The sequence below is a fragment of the Aquipluma nitroreducens genome (assembly GCF_009689585.1).
GTDB classification, from domain to species: Bacteria; Bacteroidota; Bacteroidia; order Bacteroidales; family Prolixibacteraceae; genus Aquipluma; species Aquipluma nitroreducens.
The window spans coordinates 5,571,789-5,584,259 of sequence record NZ_AP018694.1 but is presented as its reverse complement, the minus strand read 5'-3'; the positions used below and the strand labels follow the sequence as shown (position 1 = coordinate 5,584,259).

Sequence of the window (12,471 nt, the reverse complement as noted above, 5' to 3'; positions counted from 1 at the left end):
TTTTTGAGTTTACACTTCGCGATTAATACTGAATTCTTCAAGAATATCTGCTATTCGCCGCAAGAAAGCCCCGCCCAATGCGCCGTCTATAATTCTGTGATCATATGATAAAGAGAGGAACATTTTATGCCGTACAACAATTGCATCGCCTGTCGGAGTTTCCATTACAGCAGGTTTTTTCTCGATACTTCCAGTTGCAAGAATAGCAACCTGGGGTTGATTGATGATTGGCGTTCCGATCAAATTGCGGAAAGAGCCAAAGTTAGTTATCGTGAAAGTTCCGCCCTGATAATCTTCAACACCAAGTTTATTCTTGCGTGCGGCTTCAGCCAATTGGTTCATGTTTTTCGTCAATCCAACCAGATTTTTCTGCTCAGCATTTTTTATGACGGGAACTACCAGATTTCCATCGGGTTTGGCAACAGCAACAGCAATGTTAATATCCTTGTGCATAATGATTTTATATCCATCAACTGAAGAATTCAGTAATGGAAATTCTGTAATTGCACGAGCTACAGCTTCAATAAATACAGGCATATATGTGATTTTATCACCATATTTCGAAGCAAACTCATCTTTCACTTTGGTTCTCCACAAAACGAGGTTGGTCACATCGGCTTCAACCACTGCAGTAACGTGTGGCGAAACCTGTTTTGACATCACCATGTGATCGGCAATAATTTTACGAACCCGATCCATTTCAATAATCTGATCGCTTGCACTCACTGAAACTGAAACTTTTGCCGGTGCAGGTGTTTCTTTAGCCTGAACATTTGGAGTAGAAGGAGTTTTTACACTATTTCCACTTTTGCGGGCTTCAATGTAGTTCAGTATATCTTTTTTCTGGAGGCGGTTATTTAAACCAGATCCTTCAATTGTCTCCAGTTCGGTTAAACTTACCTGTTCTGAATTGGCAATTGAAAGCACAAGAGGTGAATAAAATCGTGTAGCTTTTGTTTCTTCACTTTGAACAACTGGCTTTTCTTCAATAGCTTGAACAGCTGAACTAACTGTAACTGGTTCGGCTTTTGCTTTTTGCTCCTGAACTTTAGTCTTTTCAGGTTCATTTACAACTTCATTCGTTTTTTCCGATGAGTCGTCATCTTCGGTAGTAATAACTGCAACAATTTCGCCTACCGGAACCAAGGCATTAAGCGGATAAAATATCTTCTTTACAATACCGTCAACCGGAGAAGGAATTTCGGAATCAACTTTATCAGTCGCAACCTCAAAAAGAGGTTCGTCTTCTTCAATTCGATCGCCTTCTTTAATAAACCATTTTGTGATGGTAGCTTCCTGAACACTTTCACCCAATTTAGGCATCTGGATTTTAAATTCTGACATACTTTGCTTATATTATTTAACATTTATAAATTCTAGTTTTCAGACAAACTAACAAGATACACATTGAAAAGTTCAGTATTTAAAAGCCAATCTTTCTAACGGAAAATGTATTTTGCTCTTTGAATGATACTTAGTTACAGATTAAATGGTAAATAATAGATAAGCAAGTCCGTATTTTCTTTTATGAGTTTTGCAGAAAGCAAAAAAGGATGAACCCATTGTAGGTCATCCTTTTTCAATATTTCAAAATTCAATCTATTTTAAACTTTTGGTCGGCTCATATTTGAAGAGATCTTTTTTGGGCCACGAAGTAATTTTCTTTTCAATTTGTCTCATCATGTAATCAACATACGCAGGCAATCTTGGACCTTTCCAACTGCTTGAGTTAATAATAATTACCCAGCCAAATCCATTGCTTTGCCTTTTTACGATTGCCGAAGTTCCGGCCATACTGCCTGTTCTGATCCAGTCGCCATTTTTCTTTACAACTTTCCATCCAAGCGGTCCTTTGAAATCTTTATGCACAACCATCTGATCAATCAGATGACCTGAAATCATGTCGGGTACACTTCTGAAGCCATCGATTAAAACCATCAGTTTGGCCAATTCAACCGAAGAGGCAATCCATCCCCCAGCAGAACTAAGCAATTCAATCGGATTGCCTCCGTATGGTTTTGGAACCATCGTTCCTGAACCATCAAACGAAGGTATCATTGGACTATCTTCCGCTTCATAATATTTTACTTCATTTATTCTTTTATCGGCCAAATAGCTTCGACCAATGTGCATATCCAGGATTCCCTGAGGTTTTAATACATCGTTAATCACAAAATCATCGTATTTTTTTCCTGAAGCTGCTTCGATTACTTTGCTCAGGAACATGTAACCCATGTTCGAATACGATGAACGTTTGCCTGGCTCAAAATGCAATTTACGGGTGGCCACAAAGCGGCAATATGAATCCATAGTTGCGGCTCCGGTTTCACCTGTTTTTTCCAGTACTACCAATGAATTAAATGCTGGGTCACCGTATGTTAAGGTCCAGCCTCCTGCATGAGCAAGTAAATGCCTTACAGTAATGTTATAGAGCCGTTTATCAACTACTTTATTAAAAATCGAATCTTTTAAAATAGCCTTTGGTCCAAACACTTTCGAATCTAGCGAAATGACTTTTTTCTCAACTAATTTCATAATTGCCACAGCAGTAATAAGCTTACTAACACTGGCAATCCGAAATAGATTCCCGGGAGTTACGACAGTCTTTGCTTCAACATCCGAATATCCGTAACCATGTGCAAAAACCAGCTTACCATCCTTTACAATGGCCATGGTCATCCCGGCTAAATTCCACTGTTTCAGAAAATCATCAGCTTTTTTAGCAATAAAACTGCTTCCTGAGAATTCGGATAATTCGTTTGATATTTTGTAGTTTAAACTATTTTTATCTACCTCCTGAACCTTTTTTGGTACTTCAACGGGCTTCGAGGTATTATTTGTACATTGACTAAAAACCAGAGCGAAAATAAGGCTACAACTAATGGTTTTTAGAGTGTACATATGTGTCTTTGAGTAATTCAGCATTGTAAACTTCCAATTATTTCGTTAACAGACTGAATTTTATGTCGTTCCATGTATTGAGTAATGCCATCAATAATTTGAACCGGGATTGTTGGGTCGATAAAAAGTGCAGTACCAACCTGAATTGCTGAAGCTCCTGCAATCATAAACTCAATCGCATCTGTTGCATTCATGATGCCTCCCATTCCGATTACCGGAATTTTTACGGCATTATAAACCTGCCACACCATTCTGATGGCGATTGGTTTTACTGCGGGTCCCGATAAACCTCCGGTAATAGTTGAAAGTACAGGTTTTCTGGTTTCGGCATTTACAGCCATACCAAGTAAAGTATTAATTAATGAAACACTATCAGCACCTTGTCCTTCTACTGCTTTAGCAATTTCAGCAATGCTGGTAACGTTAGGCGATAATTTTACAATTAAGGTTTTACTATAAACTTTTCTTACGGCTTTAACCACTGCTTCGGCTGAAGGACAGCTAATACCAAATGCCATTCCACCTTCCTTTACATTGGGGCAACTGATATTTAACTCAATGGCTGGTATTTTATCCAGTTCATTCAATCGTTCAGTTAATGCTACATATTCTTCAATCGTAGAACCATTTACATTTACAATCAAATGTGTGTCCATATCTTTTATTCTCGGATAGATATTCGCTATAAAATTATCTACACCCTTATTTTGAAGCCCAACAGCATTCAACATTCCTGAAGGAGTCTCGGCCATTCTTGGATATGCATTTCCTTCGCGGTGTTTTAAGGTAGTTCCTTTAACCACCAATCCCCCAAGTCTCGACAAATCAAAAAAGTCAGCAATTTCTTCACCAAACCCACAAGTGCCAGAGGCTGTCATAACCGGATTTTTTAAATCCAAATTATGAATTTTTATTCCTAAATCTACCATTTCAGATCGTTTACATTAAATACGGGTCCATCAGTACAAACACATTTATGGCCGGCTTTCGTATCTTCAACGCAGCACAAACAAACGCCAAAACCACATGCCATCATATTTTCAAGCGAAACTTCACAAAATATACTTTTTCCGATGGCCGTTCTTCCAATCGATTTCATCATCAAATCAGGCCCACAAGTATATATTTTACTAAACTGAGTCAATCGATCGATAAAAACCGTATGATTGGTTACATATCCTTTTTCGCCAAGCGATCCGTCTTCGGTTGTGAAGAAAAAATTACCATACGGTTGATAAGCTGTTATATCAATGTGGTCAGATGAAGACCTGGCGCCAATGAGTACGGTAACATTGTCCGGATCTAATCCACATATTTTAGAGAGGAATAACATGGGCGCAACTCCACTACCTCCCCCAATCAACAAGATCCGATCGTTTTTATCGGGTAAAGTGAACGACTTTCCTAAAGGAAATATGGCACTGATCTTTTGGCCTTCCTTGGCTTCAGTTAGTTTACGGGAGCCCCTTCCCAAAATTTTAACCAGTAATGAAATGGTTTGTTTTTCGTAATCAACATCCAAAACTGAAAAAGGTCGGCGAAGAAAAATTTCAGTGGCGTCCTTAATTTCAACATTGATAAACTGCCCTGGAAAAATATCAGAAACAGGAATCGGAGATTGAAGTACAAGAAGAAAATTATCTTTGTTAAGTTGCTTGTTATTAAGCAATAAGAAGTCAATTACCGTCTTTTTCATGCACATGAATTTGCCGGCAAAGATAGTCTAAAAATCTTACAGGGAAGGATAATAAACCTTAAATGTTTGGTCTTTGAAGAAAACAATTAGTCGTTCAATTGGCTTTTCGGGACTAAAAAATTGATCCTGAATGGTATTGTCAGTTGTCTTTTTTTCGATAGGTGGTGGCTGCGTATCTTGTTCCCTGGTCGCGGTAGGTTCAGTTTCGTTAATCAGAGGTTTTGTTTCTGTTTTTTCTGTTTTGGGACTCGATTTCTCTGGTGAAGGATTCAGGGGTGTTACAGGTTCTGTTAGCTGATCAAAAAGGGTTCTGCTCTTAACGGAAGATTCAACCATAGGGCCAGTTCCAAGTAGAAGCCATTTTGCATTCAGGTCTGGATATACCTGAAGCATTTTTTCGATAAACTGAAAACTTGGTTTATTTCTGCTTTTCAGAACATGAGTAACATTCGACCGTTGCACGCCTATTGTATCTGCAAGTTCAGAAGGAGAAATTCCTTTATACTCCATAAATTTTCTGATCCGGTCTTCCATAGATATGTAAATTTTATAATGCACAAATGTAATGTATAAATTTCAAACATTGATTCAATATTGGCAATTTTGCAAAGTTACATTTGTTACTTCATGACCAAAGAGTTGAAAATTTTGATTATAATTAATTGATATATAACTTTATTTAAATGATATAAATTACTGATATTTAATACTATTAACTCAATATAAATAACACGATATAGAGATAATTAACAGACGTAAACATATATTAAAACTATAAGTTTAGTAAATATAGTATAATATTCTTATTTAGTGTATTTTATGAGCTAATTTTATAACAATGTAATTGTTTGTTATGAGTATTAGTAATGTTAATTATTAATGATCGTTTTTTGAATAATTAAGTAAATTCATGTTATTTACATTTGGTTGGAATTGTAATTATGTCCAAATGTAAATCAAATTGTTATTTTTCTTTTCGTTGACATTTGTGAATAGGCATAAGTTTGGTGATATCTCTCCTCTTGGTGCAGCTGTTAATTAATTCTGGCAGAGATTTCCTTCTAGCTTTTTTGCGATTGAAATTTCTTTTTTGATTCTTGAGTTCTATTTATTGAATTAAAATTGAAAATGAATGGGAAATTAGATTTTAATCAAAATCCCAACGGAATTCCCCTACTCTTTTAAACCTCAAAATAAATAGCGAATTCTAATGCAGTTTGGTTTAGATAAGATATGTCTTAATTGTATCTTTATCAAAGCAATACAATACAAATTACGAATAGCAAATATTTCGCATTCTGTGTAAAAAATACCCTTTTTGAGCTGCAGGTTATTAAAATGTACTTTTTACCGTTGAAATCGACTGTAAAATGGTAATTTTCTAACGTCAATAAAACTTTAGTTTATGAGAGGGATACCTTCATCAGTTTTAACTTTATTTTTTGCTTTTGTTTTCCTGGTAGAGCTTATCTCCTATCTGGGATTCAGGCAGCTGATTTATCAGGCAACAAAAAAAATACAATGGTATTTGAGTGTTCTCTATTTTTTGATTAGCCTTTTTACTGTAGGTATGCTCATTTATTCCTTTTCGAACCCTGAAAGCATTAGGCAGAGTCGAGATTATACTTTTTTTAATTTTGTAATCGTCGTTTCCTTTCTTAATCTGGCGCCCAAATCGTTCTTTGCCTTAATGACCATTCTCTCCTACTTTATGCGTTGGATTACTGGTATTCGGGTACAGATCATTACTTTGGTTGGTTCGTTTCTAATTGGCTTAGGGATCTTTTTAGTTTTTTCCTATGGAATTTTCATTGGCCGATATCAAGTGATTATTAACAGGCAGGATTTATACTTTGATAATTTGCCAGCACAACTCGACAGTTTTAAAATTGTTCAATTATCTGATATTCATTTAGGTAGTTTTAAAAATGATCCGGATGTTTTAAAAAAGACTATTAAGAAGATTGAAACGATTCAACCGGATTTATTGCTTTTTACCGGCGATATTGTGAATAATTTTGGAGAGGAAATGAAAGGCTTTGAGCCTTACTTAAAACAACTTTCTGCCCGATATGGAAAGTATACCATTCAGGGTAATCATGATTATGGCGACTATTATGAGTGGCCTGATTCAATAAGTAAGCGGAAAAATCTGGAGAAAATTGAAAGTGGTTTGACTCAAGCAGGATTTAAACTGCTTCTAAATCAATGGGACAGGATAGTTGTGAAAGATACCTCTATTGCTTTGATTGGGGTAGAAAACTGGGGGCACAAACCATTTCCTCAGTATGCAAATTTAAACGTTGCTATGAAAGGAGTCCCGGCGAACTCGTTTAAAATACTCATGTCGCATGATCCGGCTCATTGGGAAGCGATTGTGCTTCCTCAAACAGATATTCCTTTAACGCTTTCGGGACATACGCATGGCGGACAGTTTGGATTAAAAATAGCTGGTATCGAATTTAGTCCAATGTACTTCGTTCAAAAGTATTGGGGTGGACTATATAAGTCAGATAATCAGTATCTTTATGTGAACAGAGGACTTGGAACAATTGGATTTTCAGGCCGCATCGAGATGAATCCGGAAATAACTTTACTTACATTGTTCAGGACTAAAACCCATTGAAATTAATCGAAAATAGTAGATTAAATTGGAAATCCTGATAGTCGGGTCGATAAATAGATCTGAAACCAATTTCGATCGGCGCAAAAAATCGAAATAAATGAAGATCTGAGGTAAGTTCTACCCCTAACGATTTCATTTTCATTTCGATACTATTCGGATAAATCGTTCCGTTCTTATCTCTTGTTGGCATTGAAAGCCATGCATAATCATAAAATAACGATGATTTTATTCGCTTGATGTACGCCAATTTCCCGATACTGAAATCCGGATAGAGAATCGGGAATTTATAATCAGCTGCCAGCGAATACATTTGATTATTTTGATATCCATAAAAACCACGGGGAACGCGAACAAAATTTGCAAAGTTATAGCTACTGTTTGTATAGCTCTTGTTTTGAAATCCTTGATATATTTTGAACCCATCATTTTTTGAAAATCCGGGGAAATAGAAAACCGACTGAATTCCAGAAAGCCGACCTAAATCGGAACCTACAAATGGCGTATGCCTAAAAATGATATCGAGCTGTTGCCCCCATTTGGGCATGATGCTTTGGTGTGATTGATGCAATAAATTGTAAAAATAAATTCGGTATGATAATGCGTGATAATTACCTGGATAAAAGTCTCTTAAAGCAGAATCCGGTTTCGACGTATTCACCATGGAGTATTTTATTTCAGGATAAAATATGCGGGAATATTTGCCTTTTGAAAAATTGAGTGGCAATCGCACATCTAAATCGGCGGATATTTCTCTCCAGCCAAAACGCTGTACAGTTGTGTCGCTCCGAATTACTTGGTGATTCTGATTAACAGTATTTGTAATCTGGTAATAGTTTGAAGCTTCGTTGCCAGCCGATATCTCGGTGGTTATTTCGGGAAACCAGCCTAAATAGCTAAATGCCAGTTTGTATTTTCCGGTACGATTGGTTACATCGTAATCGTAACCCAATCTGGTTTCGGCTGTTCCTAATTTGTTCTGCGAAAATACAGAAACTCCCGGCCTGATTTCATAACTGTTTACATCGACATAGGCAGGAGCCCAACTATGAAAATTAAACAAATGCCCAAGCTTTGAGTATTTTTTTGCTGGGTAAACGTCGGATTCCGGATTAGAAAAATCGGGTACTCCATTTTCCTGAGCAGCCAGATTTTCAGCAAGATGATCAGTTGCTAATTGAATATCCGTAACTTCTTTGTTTCTATTTTTATCTTGAAGCTGAATACTTGCCAGTTGATATCCATCGGAATTGTAATTGCTGAAAACCAATTGATTGCCTGCTTTATTGACAGAAGGATAATCAGCTCCAAATGGAACGGATGCAACCGTAGTAATTTTTTTACTTTGTAGGTTCAACGAATACAGATTATCAATTCCGGAGAAATCGGCTGAAAAAATGACCCTCCCTTTTGAATAGACCGGATTTTTCAGGTTTGCAAAGGTTTTAGCGGTCAATTCCTGAAGTTGTTGGGTTTTCAAATCTAGTGAAGCCAGATATTTTCCTTTTGAGGCCAAACAAATTGCAAACAACTTTTCCCCTTTCTCGTCCCAGCAAGGTGTGAAAAAATATTGATTATCAGATGTTTTATACCTTGAAATTAACTTTCCTGTTCTCACATCAAAGACCGAAAGGAAAAAATTATTTTCAGGATCGACCTCAACGGCTGCGAACGATTTTAAATCTGGAGATATTACCGGACTGAACAATTTGGTCTTCGGCTTGATTTCGTGAATGGTTTTACTTTCAATGTTATATACCTGAATAATAGATCGGTCGGAATGAGTCCAGCGCAAATCAGCTCTGTTTTCGGCCCAAATAATCAGGTTATCAGTCATCGAGACTGATTCTTCGAAAATAGTTCCTGGGGTATAAATTATACGTTCCGTTTTATCCGGATTGATTAACACAAACCGGCCAATATCATTAATTGAAGTCCGATAAGCAAACAGGATAGAGTCGTGATAAACTTCAGGATACAAATATTGAGTATAGGATTTTCTCCCTGGAGAAACAACTGATAAAGAATCAATCGACCTTGATAATAAGTTTTGTTTCCATTCGTCAGTGAGTTTGTCAAAAATACCTGAATACAACTGTTTGCTGGTTTGTTTGGTCGATACTTTTAACGATGAATTTAATGGAGTTATTGAGAACGGCTGTTGCCCGATTCGTTGTACTGCATCAGACCAGACATTAGTCCCATATTTTTCGCGACTTTTGCCAACCATCCAATAGCCTAATTTGTAGTGGTCTGTAACAAAATCTTTGTAAGAGCCCAGATATGCTTTGTCGAACGAATATTTTCCTTTTTCAATGAACTGAGCGCGGTAGTCCATGCTGAAAGTAGCCATTCTGCCTCGCCCACTGAGTGAAAGGGCGGTTTCTGTTACTACAGCATCACCTTCCAAAAACCAAAATGGCAGGTAAGCGCCAGCAACAATAGCGGTGGCTTGTTCGCCCAAAATAGCTTTCACTAATACAGGTAATTCACTCTGAATTTTATCCATTTGAACCAGATGTCTGAATTCGTGCAAAGCAAGTTGTTCCAACCAATCCTGAGCATAAATTTGTTGATTTGGAGTGGTAAAAAGTTCAATTCTTTTGGGTGCCCAAGCCACTAGCCCGTTAGAACTTACTGTTCGGGTGTGCAAAATAACTGAAACTTTGCGCGGACGGAAGTCCACCGATTTGGATCCGTATTCATAAACTTTATCCAACACAAATGAAACTCTTTGTGCTTGTGATTCAAATTCTTCCGGGTAAATAACCTGAAAATTAGTTGTATTTATCTGTTTCCATTTGATTGACGAAGGGTCTTGTCCTGTTTGAAAATACTGGGCATTCGCATGTGCTATTACTAAAAAAAGTATAGTTGTGAGAATTATAATTTTCTTCATGAATTCAATTTGAAAAATAACTGTTTATTCGCTTTCCTTTATGATTTCTGACCGTCATTCGGGTTAATGTGAAAATTTAAAACTAATCAATTTATTTAATAAACGCGGCAAAATAGAAAAGTGTATAAAGCCATTTCGTTTAGTAATAGAATCAGCAGTTTAATAGGCAATATAATTGCTCGGAAATCTGGATTTATTGAATAGAAAATAGTCAGGAAGGAGCCCTTGTTAGCCCAAGTTTGTTAATTTTGAAACGTTCTAAAAACAGAAGCACTTTGGAAATTATTTTTGAGCCTGATTTTTCCGGATTTTTTGTTGCATTGTCTATCATTATGACTGCAGGCATCAGTTATTTTCTTTATTTCAAAAATACTGATAGTGTGAGTCTTACGACTTATCAAAAAGTATTTTTAGCCATCCTACGCTGCTTATCTCTTTTCCTGATTTTCTTGTTTTTGCTATCACCTTTGATTGAGAGATCAAAAAAAATAAAACAATTGCCCATACTTGCTGTAGCTTTTGATAATTCGCAATCGGTACAACCTTACGAAGCCTCATACAACGAATTAACGAAGGCATTAAAAAACAGGTTTGCCGATGATTACCAACTCGAATTTTGGTCATTTGGATCAAAAGTTGAAAACACCGAATCTTTTACCGGGACTGATCACCGATCGGATTACGGACAGATATTAAAGACGCTGAAGAACAATTATTTAAATAAAAACATTGGTGCGTTAATTTTATTTGGCGATGGTATTTACAATCAGGGGCAAGATCCTGAAAATTTTGCTTCCGGGCTTAAATTTCCTGTTTATGCGATTGGTGTGGGAGATACAACCCGCAAAACAGATGCTTCGATCCGAAATGTCAAGACGAACAAAATGGCTTTCCTGAAAAATAAATTTCCGGTTGAAATCGAATTGAAGTTTTTGAAACTTAAAAATAAGATTGCCTATATTGATATTGAAAACAACAACAAATCGGTTTATTCAAGCACCGTTGCAATTACTTCTGATGATGATTTTAAGCTTGAATTTGCGAATCTGGAAGCTTCAGAAGTTGGGATGCAGCACTACAAAATCAAAATTCGGCCCTTTGATGGCGAAGCCAATTTGAAAAACAATGAGTATGAGTTTGTGATTCAGGTTATGGAAAACAAACAGAAAATTTTGATGCTCAGCGACGGTCCTCATCCTGATTTGGGTGCTATTCGCACAAGCCTTGAAGAGTTACAAAATTATGAAATTAAAGTACTTACAGGTAATAATGTGCCGGATAGTCTTTCATCGTACAGTCTTATTGTTTTGAATCAACTTCCTTCTGTAAAAAATGTTGCAAGTAAGCTTTTAACCAAGATTAAAGAGAGCCGGATACCGGTTTTATTTCTTGTTGGACCAAATTCAATGCTTGCACAACTGAATTCTTTGGATATGGGTTTGAGAATATCAACAAGTTCGAATACAGAGGAAGTACAGTCAGCATTTGACAGCAATTTTTCTTTATTCGTGCTATCAGATGCAACCAAAGAAATTATAGAGTCCTCTCCTCCTTTGCTTTCACCTTTTGGAAATACAGAACTGACTCCGACTATGCAGAATCTGGCCTACCAAAACATCCGGAATATTAAAACCAACAAAACGATGATGGCGTTTGGGGCTGACAAAGGTAGGAAAGTTGGATTTGTTGTTGGTGAAGGACTTTGGCGCTGGCGGTTGTACGATTTTCAGCTAAACGAAAATCACGAAGCTTTTGACGAATTGATTCAGAAGATCATACAATATTTGGCCCTCAAGGAAAACGAAGACAACTTCAATGTTTACTATCCAGCGCTTTTTCAGGAAACTGACAATATCGAATTTACTGCAGAATTGTATAACGACAGTTACCAATTGGTAAACTCTCCGGATGTTTCTCTCCGGATAAAAAACGACAGTTTAAAGGAATTCACCTATCTGTTTGATCGTACGGATGATTATTACCGCCTGAATGCAGGAAATCTGGAGCCTGGCGATTATACTTTTGATGCTGAGACAAAGCTGGGAAATCAGAGATTTACAGAGAAAGGAAATTTTAGTATCGTAAAGAACGAAATTGAGATACAAAACAATCAGGCTGATTTTGGCGTTTTGTTTCAGTTGTCTCAACAGTCAGGAGGCCAGTTTTACCCGTTCAAAAGTTATGGCACATTACTTGATGACATCAAATCAAACAAACAGATAGCAGTTCAACAGTTTAGGCAGACACTCCAAACCGAGTGGATTAATCTGAAATTGTTGTTCTTTCTGTTGATCCTTTTGCTTGGTGTCGAATGGTTTTACCGTAAATACTGGGGAATATATTAACGCTGTA

At 36.8% G+C, this 12,471-nt stretch carries 8 protein-coding genes; 2 read left to right on the top strand and 6 right to left on the bottom strand.

The window, feature by feature from the left end:
• Positions 1-9: 9 nt before the first annotated feature.
• The 5 genes from AQPE_RS23300 to AQPE_RS23280 all read right to left on the bottom strand — a co-directional run bounded on the left by AQPE_RS23300 (position 10) and on the right by AQPE_RS23280 (position 5,131).
• Complete coding sequence (locus AQPE_RS23300; protein WP_318348879.1) at positions 10-1,344, bottom strand: dihydrolipoamide acetyltransferase family protein; 1,335 nt, start codon at positions 1,342-1,344, stop codon at positions 10-12.
• A 255-nt stretch (positions 1,345-1,599) separates the two neighbouring features.
• A complete protein-coding gene (locus tag AQPE_RS23295) occupies positions 1,600-2,901 on the bottom strand; it encodes a serine hydrolase domain-containing protein (RefSeq protein ID WP_318348878.1) in 1,302 nt (433 codons plus the stop codon).
• A 17-nt stretch (positions 2,902-2,918) separates the two neighbouring features.
• Positions 2,919-3,830 (bottom strand): dihydroorotate dehydrogenase, encoded by a 912-nt coding sequence (locus AQPE_RS23290; protein WP_318348877.1) that lies wholly within the window; start codon positions 3,828-3,830, stop codon positions 2,919-2,921.
• Positions 3,824-4,597, bottom strand: a complete 774-nt coding sequence (locus AQPE_RS23285) for a dihydroorotate dehydrogenase electron transfer subunit (RefSeq protein WP_318348876.1) — start codon at positions 4,595-4,597, stop codon at positions 3,824-3,826. Before AQPE_RS23285 ends, AQPE_RS23290 begins: the two co-directional genes overlap by 7 nt.
• Before the next feature lie 36 nt (positions 4,598-4,633).
• A complete protein-coding gene (locus tag AQPE_RS23280) occupies positions 4,634-5,131 on the bottom strand; it encodes a helix-turn-helix domain-containing protein (RefSeq protein WP_318348875.1) in 498 nt (165 codons plus the stop codon).
• A gap of 871 nt (positions 5,132-6,002) precedes the next feature.
• Between AQPE_RS23280 and AQPE_RS23275 the strand changes: the two genes are divergently transcribed.
• Complete coding sequence (locus AQPE_RS23275) at positions 6,003-7,223, top strand: metallophosphoesterase (RefSeq protein ID WP_318348874.1); 1,221 nt, start codon at positions 6,003-6,005, stop codon at positions 7,221-7,223.
• Here the strand turns inward: AQPE_RS23275 and AQPE_RS23270 are convergent.
• Positions 7,210-10,119 carry a hypothetical protein gene (locus tag AQPE_RS23270; RefSeq protein WP_318348873.1) on the bottom strand — a complete coding sequence of 970 codons (2,910 nt, stop codon included), beginning with the start codon at positions 10,117-10,119 and terminating at the stop codon, positions 7,210-7,212. The two genes, AQPE_RS23275 and AQPE_RS23270, sit on opposite strands and share 14 nt — an antisense overlap.
• A 275-nt stretch (positions 10,120-10,394) precedes the next feature.
• Between AQPE_RS23270 and AQPE_RS23265 the strand changes: the two genes are divergently transcribed.
• A complete protein-coding gene (locus tag AQPE_RS23265; RefSeq protein WP_318348872.1) occupies positions 10,395-12,464 on the top strand; it encodes a hypothetical protein in 2,070 nt (689 codons plus the stop codon).
• Positions 12,465-12,471: the final 7 nt, after the last annotated feature.

Coding starts and splice junctions, on each gene's coding strand:
- AQPE_RS23300 (WP_318348879.1), bottom strand. CDS start 1,344: ATGTCAGAATTTAAAATCCAGATGCCTAAATTGGGTGAAAGTGTTCAG.
- AQPE_RS23295 (WP_318348878.1), bottom strand. CDS start 2,901: ATGTACACTCTAAAAACCATTAGTTGTAGCCTTATTTTCGCTCTGGTT.
- AQPE_RS23290 (WP_318348877.1), bottom strand. CDS start 3,830: ATGGTAGATTTAGGAATAAAAATTCATAATTTGGATTTAAAAAATCCG.
- AQPE_RS23285 (WP_318348876.1), bottom strand. CDS start 4,597: ATGAAAAAGACGGTAATTGACTTCTTATTGCTTAATAACAAGCAACTT.
- AQPE_RS23280 (WP_318348875.1), bottom strand. CDS start 5,131: ATGGAAGACCGGATCAGAAAATTTATGGAGTATAAAGGAATTTCTCCT.
- AQPE_RS23275 (WP_318348874.1), top strand. CDS start 6,003: ATGAGAGGGATACCTTCATCAGTTTTAACTTTATTTTTTGCTTTTGTT.
- AQPE_RS23270 (WP_318348873.1), bottom strand. CDS start 10,119: ATGAAGAAAATTATAATTCTCACAACTATACTTTTTTTAGTAATAGCA.